We start from the raw sequence: 17,268 nt of genomic DNA on the forward strand, positions 1-17,268 counted from the left end.
TGTTCAGAGTCCAAACTATCTTATTGACCTACGGTCAATAAGCATCGCAAGTCTGCAACTTGCTCAAGTATGGTTTATCATAACTATCATAAAAATATAGAAAGGGAAATTGCTATGACATTAGAGAATAAACTTGGCATTACTGATTCGGTAGAATTAGCTAAGGCTGAAGAAAAAATCAGTAAAAAAAGAGCAATAGAACTATTTGAAAGCGGATATTTAAATAATCTTGAACACGGAACTTTTAAATCTCTTGCTGAAATACACAAATATTTATTTGATCAGATTTATGATTTCGCCGGACAAATAAGAACTGTTAATATTGCAAAAGGTAATTTCCGTTTTGCTCCGCTTATGTATTTGAGAGCATCTCTTGAAAATATCGAAAAAATGCCACAGTCAACATATGATGAAATTATAGAAAAATATGTAGAAATGAATGTTGCACACCCTTTTCGTGAGGGAAATGGCAGAAGTACAAGAATTTGGCTTGATTTGATTTTGAAAAAAGAGTTAGGTAAAGTTGTTGATTGGAGTCTTGTAGATAAGGAGGATTACCTTTCTGCTATGGAACGCAGTCCTGTTAAAACTATTGAAATCAAATATATATTAAAGCAGGCACTGACAGAAAAAATCAATGACCGTGAGATTTATATGAAAGGTATTGATCACAGTTATTATTACGAAGACTATTTTACATTTAAGACAAGTGATTTGTAACTAAAAACTTCTATCAGCGGCAGAAGTCAATGTAAAGAACAGCCGTTGCTTGTCAGTTCTCAATAAAAAAGGAGAAATGACGATGAAACAAAACTTAATAAATGACATTGTTCAAGGTATGTTGCCATATTTGAACAACGCACAAAACGAAAAGTTGCAGGAGGTTTTGCAATATGTCTTTGCAGACTATGAGCTAACAGAAAAGCAAAAACAGGGGAAAACTTCAAAGCAAAACTTTGTAGAACTGTTCTTATCGGCAAAACGCATAGAGGGTTGTTCCGAAAAGTCTCTTAAATACTACAAGGCTACGATTGAAGCTATGCTTAATGAACTACAAAAAGATGTCAAACATATAGTTACAGACGACATTAGGGGATACCTGACAGAATATCAGGAAAAGAAAAAATCAAGTAAAGTTACAATAGACAATATCCGCCGTATTCTTTCAAGTTTCTTTGCTTGGTTGGAGGATGAGGACTACATACTGAAAAGTCCGGTACGACGTATACATAAAGTTAAAACCGGCACAAACATAAAGGAGACCTATTCCGATGAAGCTTTAGAACTTATGCGTGATAATTGCACAGAACTAAGAGATTTAGCAATAATAGATATGCTTGCATCAACCGGTATGCGTGTAGGTGAAATGGTGTTGCTTAACAGAAATGATATTGATTTCAACGAGAGAGAATGTATTGTATTCGGCAAAGGCAGTAAAGAGAGAGTTGTTTATTTTGATGCAAGAACAAAGATTCACTTGCAGAATTATCTTAACAGTAGAATAGATGATAACCCGGCTCTGTTTGTATCATTGAAAGAGCCTCATAAAAGGCTGAAAATAGGTGGGATTGAAGTGAGATTAAGGGAATATGGGAAAAAATTAGGGTTGCAAAAGGTACATCCGCACAAATTCAGGCGTACTCTTGCAACTATGGCGATAGATAAAGGAATGCCTATTGAGCAACTTCAGCAGCTTTTAGGGCATAGAAAAATAGATACGACCTTGCAGTATGCAATGGTAAAGCAAAGCAATGTGAAAATTGCACATCGAAAATATATTGGATAGGAAGGATTGAGCTATGGCTGAAAAACTTGTAACATTAGCTTCACTAACGGTAGATGGAAAAGGTTCATATGGAATTGGAGCAAGTGCAGTCCCTTTTTCAAAAGATTTATACACCTATTTAAGAATAACTGATATAAAAGATGATAGTACACTAAATCTGCAAGATTTAAAATCGGTTGAAGATGAGAAGGCTCGAGAGTATCTTTTAAAGCCAAATGATATTGTTTTTGCAAGAACTGGTGCAAGCACTGGGAGAAACTATTTTTATGATGGAACTGATGGGGAGTTTGTATATGCAGGTTTCCTTATAAAGTTTAGTATTGACGAGAAAAAAGTTAATCCAAAATACATAAAGTATTTCTGCCAATCGAAGCAATATCAAGATTGGATTAACTCATTTAATACAGGTAGTACTCGTGGCAACATAAATGCACAAACACTTGGCAAAATGGAAATACCACTAATTGAAAGAAAAATGCAAGACGCTTTAGTAAGTATTCTTTCAAGCATAGATAAAAAAATTAAGAAAAATAATGAGGTAAACAATAATTTAGTGGCTTAAAGGTCAAGGTAGGAAATATCCAGTTTGCCAGACATGAGCATTGGAAGCAAAGCATCTCTCGTATTAGAGAGCTTCAAGTTTTGAGCCTGATTTTCCCATATTGCTTCAAAAAGCGGGGTGATAGTATCTGTAAATAAAGTCATTTCCTCTTTTGTTGGCAGAATGATATCAGTTTTACGAAAATCAGGAACAGTTAGCTGTTGTTGTGTAGTGCCAGTCCCATGGATATGCATATTCCTCAACCAAAGATAAAGATATTTCGCAGACAGCACATCCGTTTTTGGTATAAGGGTAATGAGGCGAACTATCGGCGTATATGGTATATGCCGTAAACAAACAAAGCCAATAGTACCTCTTGCAGAAACTGTAATACTTTCATCTTTGATTTTGCATTTATTGGTGAAACCATAAAGCCCATCATTGCTGATTCCGTTTGAATAAATGGGATACGGGCAGTTCTCAGTTTGAGTATTAGAAACAGTTTTTGGCTTGTCACCTCCTGCTCCCATTAGTGATACCTCTCCCAATGTGGCTCTTGTCCAGCCATCAGGTAAGAACTTTTGTGTCAAGAATTGATTTCTAAATAATGTCTGCACCTGCTGTTCTAAATTATTGTTTATAATATGTCGCTTACCGAGAGACTGAATAAAAAAGAATTACACTAAAATAAATCTATGAAGGAGAGAGATTTATGCTAGGATTATACACCGAATCCGACTACGAAAACTCAATAATTGAATTATTTCAAAACAACTTGGGGTACGAATACGCATACGGTCCCGATATTGAAAGGGATTTTTATAACCCATTATATGAGGAAGTTCTGCTCGACTCTCTGTATAGTTTGAATAGAGGTTTGCCGGATGACGCTATTCAGGATGCCATGTTCAAACTTAAAAACTTTGAAAACGGTGAGCTTGTGCAGAAAAACTCTGTTTTCATGGACTACTTGCAAAACGGTATTCCGGTAAGATATTTCCTTGGCGGTGAGGAACATTCCTCTATAGTTTATCTTGTTGACTATAAAAATCCTGATAATAACTCTTTTGTAATTGCTAATCAATGGACTTTTATTGAGAATAGTAAAAAGCGTCCTGATGTAGTTCTTTTTTTAAACGGTTTGCCTATTGTATTAATTGAGCTTAAATCCCCATCCCGTGAAGAAACAGATGCATCCGAAGCGTATAGGCAACTTCGTAACTATATGCAGGAAATTCCTTCTATGTTTATTTATAATGCAATTTGTGTTATGAGCGATCAGTTGACATCAAAAGCCGGGACAATCACTTCCGGTGAAGACCGCTTCATGGAGTGGAAAACAAAAGACGGTAATTATGAGAATACTCAGTATGCTCAGTTTGACACTTTCTTTGAGGGAATATTTCAAAAGACACGATTGCTTGATATTATCAAGAACTTTATTTGTTTTTCAAATGAGGGGATTAATACTTATAAAATTCTTGCCGGATACCATCAGTATTTTGCTGTAAGAAAAGCGGTTGAATCAACAAAACATGCTACTGTTACTGACGGTAAAGGTGGTGTGTTTTGGCATACACAAGGAAGCGGCAAATCGCTTTCTATGGTTTTCTATGCTCATTTGTTACAGGAGGTATTAGATAGTCCGACTATTGTTGTACTCACCGATAGAAATGACCTTGACGACCAGCTTTATAGTCAGTTTGCAAAGTGCAAAGACTTTTTAAGGCAAGAACCATTACAAGCAGAAAGTAGAGAGAATCTAAAAACTTTGCTTGCCGGCAGACAGGCAAACGGCATAATTTTTACTACTATGCAGAAATTTGAGGAGTCTAACGAACCTCTGTCTGAACGCCATAATATTATAGTTATGGCTGATGAAGCTCATAGAGGACAGTATGGACTTGCTGAAAAGATTAAGATTACAAAGAATGAAGATGGTGATGAAGTAGCAAAGCGGGTTATCGGTACAGCAAGAATTATTCGTAATACACTTCCAAACGCTACATATATAGGATTTACCGGGACACCTATTTCTTCAAAAGACAGAAGTACTCGTGAGGTATTTGGCGATTATATTGATATTTACGATATGACACAGGCTGTTGAAGATGGAGCAACACGCCCGGTTTATTATGAGAGTCGTGTAATTAAATTAAACCTTGATCAAGCAACATTGAAGATGATTGATGCAGAGTATGATTTAATGGCTCTTAATGCAGATGATGAGGTTATTGAAAAGAGCAAAAGAGAACTTGGTCAGATGGAAGCAGTGCTTGGGAATGATAATACCATAAATTCGCTTGTTTGTGATATTCTTGACCACTATGAAAATAATAGAGAGAATCTGCTTACCGGCAAGGCGATGATTGTTGCATATTCTCGCCCTATTGCCATGAAAATTTATAAGAAAATATTGGAACTGCGCCCGACTTGGACTGAAAAGGTGGAAGTTGTTATGACTTCCGGGAACAACGACCCGGAAGAATGGAGACAGATTATTGGTAATAAACATCATAAGAATGAACTTGCAAAGAAGTTCAAAGATAACAACAGTGCTATGAAGATTGCTATTGTTGTTGATATGTGGTTGACGGGGTTTGATGTTCCATCTCTTTCCACTATGTATGTTTATAAGCCTATGTCAGGGCACAATCTTATGCAAGCAATTGCTCGTGTAAACCGTGTATTTCGTGATAAAGAAGGTGGGCTTGTTGTTGACTATGTTGGAATTGCTACTGCTCTTAAGCAGGCAATGAATGACTATACTTCTCGTGATAAAAAGAACTATGGCGATACGGATGTTGCAAAGGTTGCATATCCGAAGTTCTTGGAGAAATTATCAGTTTGCCGTGATAAGTTTCATGGATATGATTACACAAAGTTTATCAATGGTACTGACCTTGAAAGAGCTAAAACTATCAGTGGTGCTGTGAATTTTATTATGGGTAGAGAAAAAGTTGATGATAAAGATTCCTTCGTAAAAGAAGCCCTTATGCTTCATCAAGCCCTTTCTCTTTGTTCATCGTTAGTTGATGAAGATAGTAGATTTGAAGCAGCATTCTTTGAGGCTGTTCGAGTTCTTGTTTTAAGGCTCACCAATACCGGCGTTGGTAAAAAGATTTCCTTACCTGAAATAAATGCAAGAATAAATGCACTTTTAAAACAGAGTATTAAAAGTGATGGAGTAATAAATTTATTTTCCGACATCAAAGAGGAGTTTTCTTTGTTTGATCCTAAATTCCTCCAGGAAGTCGCAAATATGAAAGAGAAGAACCTTGCAGTCGAACTATTGAAAAAATTGATTGCAGAGCAAGTTTCGGTTTATCGTAGAACAAATATTGTAAAATCCGAAAAGTTCAGTGAGATTATGCAACATGCTATCAATGCATATCTTAACGGGATGCTTACCAATGAAGAAGTTATAGAAGAAATGTTAAAATTGGCAAAACAAATTGCGGCGGATCAAAAAGAAGGTGACAAACTTGGACTTACTGCTGATGAGCTTGCCTTCTATGATGCATTAACAAAGCCACAAGCAATCAAAGATTTTTATGAAAATGAAGAGTTGATTGCAATCACAAAAGAACTTGCGGATACTCTACGTAAGAATAAGACTATTGACTGGCAAAAACGTGAGTCAGCAAGAGCTAAAATGCGTATGCTCATAAAAAAGCTTTTGAAAAAACATAAATATCCGCCTGAAGGAATGGATGATGCCGTTCAGACTGTTATGACACAGTGCGAGCTTTGGACTGATAATAACAGCTTTGGTGAGAATCATAATATTTTTACGTATACAAATAATACAGAAAAAACTCTACCTTTAGTGGCAGAAGAAAGAGTGAGGTATAATTAAAATTATTTTTATATGTACAATATTAAATGATGGAGGATTATCGGTATACAAAAAAATGATATACGATAAAACATCCGAATTATAATAAATAATATGAAAGAGAGTGTATAAATTATAAATAATGAAAATTCTACATTGTGCAGATATACATCTGGATTCGCCTATGGAAACTCATATGACACGAGAGCAAGCAGCAACGAGAAATATAGAAATTTTAAAGTCATTTCAGCGAATGACAGAGTATGCGGCTAGTGAGAAAATAGAGCTTGTTTTGATTGCAGGAGATTTTTTTGACGGAGAACGCGTTACAAGACGTACTGTAGACGGTATTTTTGATGCAGTAACAAGCACACCTAAGATTGATTACTTGTATTTGAGTGGCAACCATGATAACTGGACCAATGCGTTTGTAGATCATGACATTCCTACAAATTTCAAGTGTTTTACAGATAAGTGGAATACATTTATCTATGGTGATGTAGCTGTATCCGGAATAGAAATGACCAAAGCAAATGCAGAGATACTGTATGAGCAGCTACCGGAGCAGAAAAGTCGTATAAATATTGTTATGTTGCATGGTCAAACTTCTACATCAAGTGGGATAGATCAAGTGAACTTGAATCTTTTAAAAGATAAAAATATTCAATATCTGGCATTGGGACATATACATACATACTCTTGCAATCAACTGGACAGAGATGGAATTTACTGCTATCCGGGATGCTTGGAGGGGCGTGGTTTTGATGAATGTGGCAAAAAAGGTTTTGTTTTACTTGATACCGATGTAAGGGAAATTGAACCGACTTTTGTACCTTTTTCATCAAGAGTACTTCATCACATAGAGGTTGATATTACAAGTCTGCTCAACAATATAGAAATTTATAATGCAATGAAGAAGGAAACACAGGATATATCAAAAGATCATATGGTAGAATTTATTTTAACAGGTTCAAGAGATATTGCGTCAGATCTTTCTATAAAATATTTGTACCGCTTGGCTGATACTGATTTTTTCTTTGTAAAAATTAAAGACAATACAAAGTGTATAATTGATCCAAAGGAATATGAAAATGATATTTCTTTAAAGGGTGAGTTTATCAGACTGGTAATGGCAAGTGATTCCAGTGAAGAGGATAAAATACAAATCATTAGGACAGGGCTTGAAGCACTTAGCGGGGAGGAAATTACAGTATGAAATTGTTGAGATGCCATGTAGATAATTTTGGAAAACTATCGAATTATGATTATTCATTTGTTGATGGATTAAATGTTATACAAGAACATAATGGATTTGGTAAAAGCACATTAGCTGCATTTATTAAGGCTATGTTTTATGGATTTCCACGTATTGGAAAACGGAGTATTACAGAAAATGAAAGGAAAAAATATTCACCTTGGCAGGGTGGAAGTTACGGAGGAAGTCTGGATTTTGAGTTTGAAGGAATAAGTTATCGTGTCAGGCGTACCTTTGGTGATAAAGCATCTAAAGATACATATTCGCTTAGAGATCTTAAAAATCATAGAGAAAGTTCAAGGTTTTCAGAGAACTTAGGTGAAGAGTTGTTTCAGTTGGATGCAGAATCATTTATGAGAAGTGTGTATATGTCGCAGGGAAGAGAAACAGACACATTAGCAACTACATCTATGCAGACTAAATTGAGTAATCTGGTGAATAATACGGATGATTTAAATAACTATGATGTGGCGATAGACAGGTTGAGAAAAGAACGAAGCAAATATCAGAAACTTCGTGGTAGCGGAGGTATTATTGATGATATTCAAGATGATATCTGTAAATTGGCAAAGGAATTGTTCGAGGCTGAAAATAAAAAGCCTTTATTAATAGAGGCTACAAAAGATGTAGAAAAGTTGAGTGAACAAACATTAGAACAAGATAAAGAATTGGCGTTACTTCATGATAAGATAACAAAAGCTTCAAAACAGAAAGGCGACAAAGTAATAAGAGAACAATTCATAGAGCTGGAAAAAGATCTAACTCTTACAGAAGAAAATATTGATAATTTAAACAAATTATACCCAAAGGGTTACCCAAAAAAGGAAGAAATTGCATTTAATAATAAAAGAGTTTTGGCCATAGAGCATGCAGAAAAGAGCTTGTCTGAACTTGTAATAAAAGATGAGGATATTGAGTGTGAAGCTAAGTGGAGAGAAGTTTTTGCAGATGAGGAGACAACCTCAAATGATATCAGACTTTGCCAAAATAAATGTGATAAATTGGTGGAAGTGACTACTCAGGCAACAATACAGATGAGTGAAGATGAGCTGACTGAACTGGAAAGCTTAAAAAAGCTTTTTGAGGAAGGTATTCCTACAGAGCAGGAAATGAAAGATTATCAAGATAAGATTGATTTACTGTCTGTAAAGAGGGGGGAATGTAGTGCAATTCAACTAGGAGAGGAAGAAAATGAACAATTATCTAAGCTAGAGAGATTTTTTGATAAAAAAACTGTTGATGAGGACGAACTTAAGCATTGTGAAGAGATCCAGGAAGAGACTAAAATTTTTGAAAATAAACTTCAAGACATGGTTTTGTCGGACGAGGAGCAAAAAGATTGGAATTATCTTAGACGTGTTTTTTCTATCGAGGTACCACAAGATAACACCATTTTTCAAAAACAAAATGATTGCCGACGTATTGATGAACTAAATAGCAAGAAAAATACAAAAACCATGGTATTTCAATCAAATCAAACCTCAAGTGTGCAAAAACAAAAATCTTCTATAGGTTTGATTGTACTTGGAGCGTTACTACTTTTATTAGGGGTATTTGGTTTTGTGTCAAATATTATTGCAATGGGTGCAGTATTTACCATTATCGGTTTTGTAGTTCTTTTGATTTATTTTTGGATACATACAAAGCAGATGGTCAATCAATCTTCAGGACAGGTTGCTGTAGAAAGTAGTGCAATAAGTGAAGAAGAGATTCAAGAACTATATAATTTGCAAAAAAATTTAAAAGAGTTTATTTCCAAATTTTATGATGATAATTCTGATTTAAATGCAAAACTTACAAAACTGATACTGGATAAGCAGAATTATTTGCAGCTGAAAGATAAAAAAGAAGATATTGAAAGTAGAGCAAATACGCTGTGTGGTAAGGTAGAAGAAAATCAAAAAATTTTACTAAGTGTTTTCAATCGTTATTATCCAAATTCAAATTATCAAGATAGCTTTGTGTCAGAACTTCGAGAAAATTGGGCACATTATAAGAATTTGTCAAATCGACAGAATAGCTTACATGCTACCAGAACCGGTTTGATTAAGGAGTTGGATAATCTGGAGAAAGAACTGAGAGAGGCCTTTACAAAGTATTATAATACAATTGATAGTAAAGAATTTTCTACGATATTGTCAAATTTAAAGGCTGATGTTCAGGCATTTGAGACTTTAGATCAAAAATATAATAAAACAAAAAGTTCACGAGCAGAAGCTGAAAGGGAAAGATTTGAACTAATTAATTCTATAGAGCATATTTTAAAAAAGTATAATATATATTTTGAAAATGAATCTTATACTGATTCTATAGAGAACTTGAGAACTCTCTTTTCGGATTATAAGAGAGCTTCAAAAAATGTAATGGATTTACAGAATAGAAAAAAAGAGTTGGAAGAACAAAAGACGAATGCAAAAGAGGGATTGGAACAGTTTGCAAAAGATTATGGACTTAGTATACCAATCAGTGAAGAAGTACTTTCAAAGATTTCAGATGATATTATAAGTTATGAACAGCAGCTGCAAGATAAGGTAGAACTGCTTAAAAAGTTGGAGCATTTTAAGACTCAACATCCGGAGTACAAAGATGGATTGCCACAGGAAGAGTTTGGGCAGGAAGAATTACCATCGACTGAAATATTGATTGAAGAAGAAAAAAATACTAAGGGAAAGCAGAGAGTTACAAATGAAGAACTTCAAGCTGCACGCAATAAACGTAAAGAACTTTTAAATAAAATTGAACAAATTCCGGATATGGAAGATCAGATAAAGCGCTTGAAAATAGAACGAAAGAATGCAGAAAACAGTCGAGATATCTTGGATAAAACTTTGAGTTTGCTTGAAATGGCAAAAAGTAATCTTTCCACCCAATATGTAGGCAGTGTGGAACAAAACTTTTCAAAGTATATGCAGGAACTTATGGGAAATGATTTCAAAAATGCAATGGTAGATCATGACTTGAAAATACAGGTGGATGAGAAGGGTGAAGCACGAGAAATCGGATATTTTAGTGCAGGAATGGCTGATTGTATGATGCTTTGTATGAGACTAGCTTTGATTGACGCACTTTTTAAGCAAGAAGAACCTTTTATTATTTTGGATGATCCTTTTGTGAATCTTGATGATACTCATACATCATATGCTTTGGAAATGCTGAAGAAAATTGCACAAGATAAGCAGATAATATATATGGTATGCAACAGCAGTAGAACTTGATATAGGCAGCATTTTATTTAATGTTATGAAAATTTCATATTTACATAACTATATGAAAATGGTATACTATGGTTGCAACAAAATAAATTTGCCCATATGGGTATTATATATACACTTATTAAGAGTGACGGAGAGTTAAGGATCTGTGATGTCACGGCAACCCCTTTTAGGAAGGTGCCAACCTGAGCGAGAAATCGAGCAATGAGTGGAAACCTTAGTCCACCGATTGGTGGACTTTTTTAATATAAGATATACTTAATTGTTTAGTTTATATTCTAAGGTTTATATAAGTGTAAAAAGATAGGAGAAAGATGGAAGAGAGAAGACTTTTTACTTCAGAATCAGTTACAGAAGGACATCCTGATAAGATGTGTGATCAGATATCGGATGCAATATTGGATGCATATTTGGGTGCGGATCCGGATTCAAGAGTAGCCTGTGAGACAGCTACAACTACAGGAATGGTGCTTGTAATGGGAGAAATCTCATCAAAGGCAACTGTTGATATCCAAAAGATAGTAAGGGAAACGGTAAGAGAGATAGGTTATGACAGAGCAAAATACGGTTTTGATTGTGATACCTGTAGTGTACTTGTAGCACTTGATGAGCAGTCAAAGGATATTGCAATGGGTGTAGATAAGGCGTTAGAGTCAAGAGAGTTTATTGACAAAGAAGATGAGGACAACGGTGCAGGTGACCAGGGACTTATGTTCGGATATGCTACAGATGAAACAAAGGAATTTATGCCGTATCCTATATATATTGCACACAACCTGGCAAAGAGACTGACACAGGTTAGAAAGGACGGTACTCTAAAGTATCTCAGACCTGACGGTAAGACACAGGTTACTGTAGAGTATGATGAGAATGATAAACCTGTAAGGATAGATACGGTAGTACTTTCTACACAGCATGATGAAGATGTAACACAGGAACAGATACATGAGGATATAAGAAAGTATGTATTTGATGAAGTTATCCCGAAGGATATGGTAGATGAGAATACAAAGTACTTTATCAATCCTACAGGTAGATTTGTTATAGGCGGACCACATGGAGATTCAGGACTTACAGGCAGAAAGATAATAGTAGATACTTATGGCGGTTATGCAAGGCATGGCGGCGGTGCGTTCTCGGGAAAGGACAGTACAAAGGTGGACAGATCGGCAGCTTATGCGGCAAGATATGTAGCAAAAAATATTGTGGCGGCAGGGCTTGCAAAGAAATGTGAGATACAATTATCTTATGCTATAGGTGTGGCACATCCTACATCTATTTCCGTAGATACATTCGGAACGGGAAAGATAAGCGACAGTGCAATAGTTGAGCTTATCAGAAAGCATTTTGATCTTAGACCTACCGGAATAGTAAAGATGCTTGATCTTAGAAAGCCGATATTTAAGCAGACAGCAGCTTATGGTCACTTCGGAAGAGATGATTTGAACCTTCCATGGGAGAGACTTGATAAGGTGGAGGAGTTGAAGAAGGGCATCTAATGAAAATCAGCTCCGGTTTATTTTCGGTGGTTTGTATTGTAATAGTTGTACCTTCAATACTTTTGATATATAGTATGAATTATGAAACTGCAAGGAGTGTAGATCTTTGGTTTACAATCCTTGCAGGCATAATAGATATTTTGGCTATTATTATGTGGTTCTGGATTTACAGAAAAATTCTGGTACCGCTTGATAAGATGCGCATTGCTATAAAAAAGATAGCGGACGGTGATTTTGACTATGAGCTGGATGAAAAAGATTTTGTGGAGATTCCTTTTTTGTATAATGATTTTGAGAAGATGAGAATCAAGTTAAAGGAAAATGAGGAAGAGAAGATTCTTTCTGAAAATGCCGCAAGAGAGCTTGTAAGCAATATTTCACATGATTTGAAGACACCGCTTACAGCTATCAGAGGTTATGTGGAAGGGATACTTGACGGAGTCGCCTCCTCACCGCAAAAGGTCAGAGACTATTTGAATACTATATACAATAAGACAAATGATATGACTAAGTTGATTGATGAATTGCTTTACTATTCAAGGGTGACAGGAAATAAAGTTTCTTACAACTTTGAAAGAACCAATGTCAAAGATTTTTTTGATGAGTATGTGAAAGATTTGTACTTGGAACTGGAGACTGTTAAGATAAAATTTTCGTATACCGCCAATGTTGATGCCGATACGGTAATAGATATTGACAGGGAGCAGATAAAGCGTGCCTTGAATAATATAATTTCAAATGCGGTGAAATATATGGACAAGGAAAATCCTGAAATCCACCTTATAGTCAAGGAGACTGTGGATGCTATAAATATAAGAATCTCAGATAACGGAAGAGGTATAGCTGAGAAGGACTTGCCACATATATTTGAGAGATTTTACAGAAGTGATGCATCAAGGAATACCAAGCTTGGCGGAAGCGGTATAGGTCTATCCATCGTAAAAAAGGTGATAGAGATTCATGAAGGCAGTGTTGTTGCTATGTCAAAATCAGGAGTGGGGACGGATATAGACATAGTTTTAAAAAAGTAGGAGATATAAAATGGGCAAAGTTCTTATAATTGAAGACGAAGTAAGCATAGCGGAGCTGGAGAGAGATTATTTAGAGATATCCGGCTTTGAAGTGGATATTTCAACTGACGGAAAAGAAGGACTTGAAAAAGCATTGAGTGAAGATTATGATTTGGTACTGTTGGATTTGATGTTGCCCGGATTAGATGGATATGAAATATGCAGGCGTATAAGGGCGACTAAGGAAATACCTATAGTGATGGTCAGTGCAAAGAAGAATGATATTGACAAGATAAGAGGGCTTGGACTGGGTGCAGATGACTATATGACTAAGCCGTTTTCACCAAGTGAGCTTGTAGCCAGAGTGAAGGCTCATATAAACAGATATGACAGACTTGCAGGTGTTTCAGCCGCCAATAGGGATATTATTGAGGTCAGAGAACTCAAGATAGATTCAAGTTCAAGAAGAGTTTGGAGCTATGGCAAGGAAAGGACATTGACTGCAAAGGAATTTGATATATTGCGTTTTTTGGCGGAGCATCCGAACAAGGTATATGCTAAAGAAGATTTGTTTAAAGAGGTCTGGGGACTTGAGTCAATGGGTGATATCTCAACGGTTACAGTACATATCAAAAATATCAGAGAAAAAATAGAACTTGACAGCTCCAAGCCTCAATTTATAGAAACAATTTGGGGTGTCGGATACAGGTTTAGAGGCTGATTAAAAAAGCTGACACTTTTGTGTCGGCTTTTTTATGCAATAAAATATTCAATTACAAATACCAATGTACAGCATAGCAGTGCCACTTTAAAAAGATTTGCTCCATACCATGCGGCAATGATTCCTATAATAAAGCTTAGAAGTCCTGAAGTCTGTGACATAGTTGCATGCAATATGGCAGGGAAGGTCATTACAGACAGTGTGACATATGGTACATAGTATAAAAATGATCTGATAAATGTGTTTTTCAACTTTTTTCTTATAAGGATGAGCGGAAGCACTCTGATAAGATATGTTACTGCAAACATTATAAAGATATATATCCATTTATTCATCATTATCTCCATTCTTTAGCGGAAAAAATATTGCTCCAATTGCAGATATTATAACAGTTAAAATTATTGTCTTTATTCCCTCCGATATATGGAAAAAATCAAAGGAAAATATATAGCTAAGTACAAAGCTTATAATAACCAGTGAAAGTATTATCTTATCGGCCTTTGCGGCAGGAACTATTATAGCAATAAACATGCCGTAAAGTGCAACACTGAATGCCGATACCAATCGCATCGGTAATATATTTCCTGCTATGGCACCGAAGAAGGTACCGAAAGACCATGCCGGTGAGGCAACAAGCATTACTCCGAATGTGTAGTAGGGATTGATATCTCCGGGTCTTGCAATGGATACTGCAAAAACCTCATCAGTCAGCATATGTGCAATGATAAATATATGGTGAAGCGGTGTACCCTTTTTTATGCGTTGGCTCATTGCAATACTCATTAAAAGATATCTGGCATTTGCTATAAGTGTGATAACAGCTGTCTCTATATATGATGAGGATATGGCAATCATTGAAAATCCTGCATATTCTCCTGCCGAGGCATTGTTTAGAAAACTTGCAACAAGACCTTGAAATGCTGACAATCCTGATTTTGCAGCCATTATACCGAGTGAAAAAGATACTGCAAAATACCCTAAGGCAATGGGTATGCCGTCTCTTATTCCGAGAAAGAAAATATTTTTATTTTTGCCAAACTTGTATTCCATAAAAAACCTTCTAAAAAAATGATGTTTCTGATGCTTCTATTGTACTACAAAATGTACTACAAAAAACATATTGTTGAATAAAAATTTTTAAACGGTGAGGTCAGGCTAAAAGCTTGCATTGTCTTTATCATAAAAAAATGGTATTATTAAGTATCCGAGACGGGGCATATAGCGGCAGGTTTCGGACTTTGGATTATAGATAAACTACGAAATATTTATTCTTTCATAGTTAGGTGGCAGTGCCACAAAAATAAATGACTTTAGACAAATATGATTGGAGGGTTATATGAATAAAGGGCAAATCAATACAAATCTTGGTCAAATAAGCATAAATCCGGATGTTATAGCATTCTATATCGGAATGCAGGCTGTTGAGTGCTTCGGCATAGTAGGTATGGCGGCAGTTTCAGTGACGGACGGTATTGCAAGGCTCCTTAAAAGGGAGAGTATGACAAAGGGCATCAGTGTAAAGATAGAGGACAATAAGCTTATTTTGGATTTTCATATCATAGTTGCATATGGTCTAAGTATCAGTGCAGTAACTCAAAATCTGATAGAAACCATAAAATATAAAGCGGAAAATTTCACCGGAATGGAAGTAAAGAAAATAAATATATTCGTAGAAGGCGTACGAATAATAGACTAAGGAGGGTATTTGTGAGCATAGAGCAGATTGATGCACAATCACTAAGAAGTGCTTTTATAACCGGAGCCAAAAGCTTGGAAGCTAAAAAAGAGTGGATAAATGAACTGAATGTTTTTCCGGTTCCTGACGGAGATACCGGTACCAATATGACGATGACTATAATGTCGGCAGCCAAAAACTTGGCGGCTGAGGAGAGTGATGATATAGCTGAATTGTGTAGGGCTATAGCACAGGGTTCACTTCGCGGAGCCAGAGGAAACTCAGGTGTTATACTTTCACAGCTCTTTAGAGGAGCGGCAAAGATTTTAAAAGAAGCACAGGTGATAGATGTGTTTGAGCTTGCACTTGCTTTTGATAAGGCAAGTGAGACGGCATATAAGGCTGTAATGAAGCCGAAGGAAGGTACAATCCTTACAGTAGCAAAGGCTATGGGAGATAAGGCACTTGAAATACATGAAAATTATAATGATATTATCCCTTTTTTAGAGGAAGTATTAAAATGCGGTGATGAAACTCTTAAGAAAACCCCTGAGATGCTTCCGGTGCTGAAAAAGGCCGGAGTGGTAGATTCAGGCGGACAGGGATTGATGGTTATATTACATGGAATGCTTGAGGGACTTAAGGGCAATGTGATAGAACTTGGAGATGTAGTACTTTCCACCAAGTCTGTAGCCGCAGACGGTGCTGCAAGAGAGGATATAGATACAGCAGATATTAAGTTCGGATACTGCACGGAGTTTATAGTAAATTTGAAAAAAGAATTTACAGATAAGGATGAAAAAGAGTTCAAAAACTTTCTGACATCTATTGGAGATTCTTTAGTATGTGTAGCTGATGATGAAGTGGTAAAGGTACATGTCCATACAAATGACCCCGGACTTGCTATTCAAAAAGGACTTTCATTTGGTGAGCTTACCAACTTAAAGATTGACAATATGCGTGAAGAGCATAGGGAAAGAGTTATAAAAGGTGTAGATAAAATCCTCAAGGAGCAGAACAGGAAAAAGAAAATGGGAGTTATCAGTGTAAGTGCGGGCAGCGGACTTGCCTCTATTTTCAAAGAGATAGGTGTTGATATAGTGGTGGAAGGCGGCCAAACTATGAATCCCAGTACTGAGGATATTATAGAAGCTGTTGACAAACTGAATGCTGAGACTATATATATTTTACCGAATAACAAAAATATTATATTGGCGGCTGAACAGGCGGCAAAATTAGAGGAGGGCAAAAAGGTTGTGGTAATCCCTACAAAGACTGTTCCACAGGGTATAACTGCAATGATCAGCCTGTCTGAGGACAGAAGTATTGAAGAGAATCTTGAGAATGCAAAAGAAGAGATTGCCGATGTGAAGTCCGCACAGATTACTTATGCTGTAAGAAATACCACTATTGATGATGTGGAGATACATGAAAATGATGTTATGGCACTTGGAGACGGCGGTATTATAGGTGTGGATAAGAGTATAGATTCTGCGGTAGATAAGGCACTGTCAAGCATGGTAGATGATTCAAGTGAGCTTGTAAGTCTGTACTATGGTGCTGATGTGAGTGAGGAAGATGCGGCTAAACTTTGTGATGAGTTGGCAGGTAAGTATCCTAAGCTTGAGTTTGAGTTACATAACGGCGGACAGCCGGTTTATTATTATTTTATATCTGTAGAATAATTATTTATAACTAGGTCATCAAATCTTTATTTGATGACCTAGTTAA

At 36.1% G+C, this 17,268-nt stretch carries 14 protein-coding genes and 1 riboswitch; of the genes, 11 read left to right on the plus strand and 3 right to left on the minus strand.

Going from position 1 to position 17,268, the window contains the following annotated elements; all coding sequences use genetic code 11:
* Nucleotides 1–114 precede the first annotated feature (114 nt).
* The 3 genes from fic (at nucleotide 115) to HMPREF0381_RS05880 (ending at nucleotide 2,348) form a co-directional block, all read left to right on the plus strand.
* Nucleotides 115–720, plus strand: coding sequence for a protein adenylyltransferase Fic (gene fic, locus HMPREF0381_RS05870; protein WP_040461209.1), 606 nt, complete (start codon nucleotides 115–117; stop codon nucleotides 718–720).
* An 82-nt stretch (nucleotides 721–802) separates the two neighbouring features.
* The gene (gene xerA / locus HMPREF0381_RS05875; protein WP_008751004.1) at nucleotides 803–1,786 is read left to right on the plus strand and encodes a site-specific tyrosine recombinase/integron integrase; all 984 of its coding nucleotides are present in this window, start codon (nucleotides 803–805) and stop codon (nucleotides 1,784–1,786) included.
* Between the two features lie 13 nt (nucleotides 1,787–1,799).
* Nucleotides 1,800–2,348 (plus strand): restriction endonuclease subunit S, encoded by a 549-nt coding sequence (locus HMPREF0381_RS05880; protein WP_008751005.1) that lies wholly within the window; start codon nucleotides 1,800–1,802, stop codon nucleotides 2,346–2,348.
* Here the strand turns inward: HMPREF0381_RS05880 and HMPREF0381_RS05885 are convergent.
* Nucleotides 2,345–2,944 (minus strand): restriction endonuclease subunit S, encoded by a 600-nt coding sequence (locus HMPREF0381_RS05885; RefSeq protein WP_008751006.1) that lies wholly within the window; start codon nucleotides 2,942–2,944, stop codon nucleotides 2,345–2,347. The genes HMPREF0381_RS05880 and HMPREF0381_RS05885 overlap by 4 nt on opposite strands.
* A 95-nt stretch (nucleotides 2,945–3,039) precedes the next feature.
* Between HMPREF0381_RS05885 and HMPREF0381_RS05890 the strand changes: the two genes are divergently transcribed.
* The 6 genes from HMPREF0381_RS05890 to HMPREF0381_RS05915 all read left to right on the plus strand — a co-directional run bounded on the left by HMPREF0381_RS05890 (nucleotide 3,040) and on the right by HMPREF0381_RS05915 (nucleotide 13,862).
* Nucleotides 3,040–6,186, plus strand: coding sequence for a type I restriction endonuclease subunit R (locus HMPREF0381_RS05890; RefSeq protein WP_008751007.1), 3,147 nt, complete (start codon nucleotides 3,040–3,042; stop codon nucleotides 6,184–6,186).
* Nucleotides 6,187–6,307: 121 nt separating this feature from the next.
* A complete protein-coding gene (locus HMPREF0381_RS05895; RefSeq protein ID WP_008751008.1) occupies nucleotides 6,308–7,381 on the plus strand; it encodes a metallophosphoesterase family protein in 1,074 nt (357 codons plus the stop codon).
* Entirely contained in the window at nucleotides 7,378–10,635 is a 3,258-nt protein-coding gene (locus tag HMPREF0381_RS05900) for an AAA family ATPase (protein WP_008751009.1), read from the plus strand. The genes HMPREF0381_RS05895 and HMPREF0381_RS05900 overlap by 4 nt, the downstream gene beginning before the upstream one ends.
* Nucleotides 10,636–10,747: 112 nt before the next feature.
* Nucleotides 10,748–10,843: riboswitch (SAM riboswitch) on the plus strand.
* A 103-nt stretch (nucleotides 10,844–10,946) separates the two neighbouring features.
* Entirely contained in the window at nucleotides 10,947–12,131 is a 1,185-nt protein-coding gene (metK, locus tag HMPREF0381_RS05905) for a methionine adenosyltransferase (protein ID WP_008751010.1), read from the plus strand.
* A complete protein-coding gene (locus HMPREF0381_RS05910) occupies nucleotides 12,131–13,162 on the plus strand; it encodes a sensor histidine kinase (RefSeq protein WP_008751011.1) in 1,032 nt (343 codons plus the stop codon). Before metK ends, HMPREF0381_RS05910 begins: the two co-directional genes overlap by 1 nt.
* A gap of 10 nt (nucleotides 13,163–13,172) precedes the next feature.
* Nucleotides 13,173–13,862, plus strand: coding sequence for a response regulator transcription factor (locus HMPREF0381_RS05915; RefSeq protein ID WP_008751012.1), 690 nt, complete (start codon nucleotides 13,173–13,175; stop codon nucleotides 13,860–13,862).
* A 32-nt stretch (nucleotides 13,863–13,894) separates the two neighbouring features.
* Here HMPREF0381_RS05915 and HMPREF0381_RS05920 read toward each other — a convergent pair whose 3' ends face one another.
* Nucleotides 13,895–14,197, minus strand: a complete 303-nt coding sequence (locus tag HMPREF0381_RS05920) for an AzlD domain-containing protein (protein WP_050784245.1) — start codon at nucleotides 14,195–14,197, stop codon at nucleotides 13,895–13,897.
* The gene (locus HMPREF0381_RS05925) at nucleotides 14,190–14,912 is read right to left on the minus strand and encodes an AzlC family ABC transporter permease (protein WP_008751014.1); all 723 of its coding nucleotides are present in this window, start codon (nucleotides 14,910–14,912) and stop codon (nucleotides 14,190–14,192) included. Before HMPREF0381_RS05925 ends, HMPREF0381_RS05920 begins: the two co-directional genes overlap by 8 nt.
* Before the next feature lie 286 nt (nucleotides 14,913–15,198).
* On the opposite strand from HMPREF0381_RS05925, the gene HMPREF0381_RS05930 reads away from it, so the two are divergent.
* A complete protein-coding gene (locus HMPREF0381_RS05930) occupies nucleotides 15,199–15,558 on the plus strand; it encodes an Asp23/Gls24 family envelope stress response protein (protein WP_008751015.1) in 360 nt (119 codons plus the stop codon).
* Nucleotides 15,559–15,569: 11 nt separating this feature from the next.
* Nucleotides 15,570–17,222 (plus strand): DAK2 domain-containing protein, encoded by a 1,653-nt coding sequence (locus HMPREF0381_RS05935; protein ID WP_008751016.1) that lies wholly within the window; start codon nucleotides 15,570–15,572, stop codon nucleotides 17,220–17,222.
* The last annotated feature ends 46 nt before the right edge of the window (nucleotides 17,223–17,268 follow it).

Origin of the sequence: Lachnoanaerobaculum saburreum DSM 3986, assembly GCF_000185385.1 — a bacterium.
In the GTDB taxonomy this organism is placed as follows: Bacteria; Bacillota; Clostridia; order Lachnospirales; family Lachnospiraceae; genus Lachnoanaerobaculum; species Lachnoanaerobaculum saburreum.

Coding starts and splice junctions, on each gene's coding strand:
- fic (WP_040461209.1), top strand. CDS start 115: ATGACATTAGAGAATAAACTTGGCATTACTGATTCGGTAGAATTAGCT.
- xerA (WP_008751004.1), top strand. CDS start 803: ATGAAACAAAACTTAATAAATGACATTGTTCAAGGTATGTTGCCATAT.
- HMPREF0381_RS05880 (WP_008751005.1), top strand. CDS start 1,800: ATGGCTGAAAAACTTGTAACATTAGCTTCACTAACGGTAGATGGAAAA.
- HMPREF0381_RS05890 (WP_008751007.1), top strand. CDS start 3,040: ATGCTAGGATTATACACCGAATCCGACTACGAAAACTCAATAATTGAA.
- HMPREF0381_RS05895 (WP_008751008.1), top strand. CDS start 6,308: ATGAAAATTCTACATTGTGCAGATATACATCTGGATTCGCCTATGGAA.
- HMPREF0381_RS05900 (WP_008751009.1), top strand. CDS start 7,378: ATGAAATTGTTGAGATGCCATGTAGATAATTTTGGAAAACTATCGAAT.
- metK (WP_008751010.1), top strand. CDS start 10,947: ATGGAAGAGAGAAGACTTTTTACTTCAGAATCAGTTACAGAAGGACAT.
- HMPREF0381_RS05910 (WP_008751011.1), top strand. CDS start 12,131: ATGAAAATCAGCTCCGGTTTATTTTCGGTGGTTTGTATTGTAATAGTT.
- HMPREF0381_RS05915 (WP_008751012.1), top strand. CDS start 13,173: ATGGGCAAAGTTCTTATAATTGAAGACGAAGTAAGCATAGCGGAGCTG.
- HMPREF0381_RS05920 (WP_050784245.1), bottom strand. CDS start 14,197: ATGAATAAATGGATATATATCTTTATAATGTTTGCAGTAACATATCTT.
- HMPREF0381_RS05925 (WP_008751014.1), bottom strand. CDS start 14,912: ATGGAATACAAGTTTGGCAAAAATAAAAATATTTTCTTTCTCGGAATA.
- HMPREF0381_RS05930 (WP_008751015.1), top strand. CDS start 15,199: ATGAATAAAGGGCAAATCAATACAAATCTTGGTCAAATAAGCATAAAT.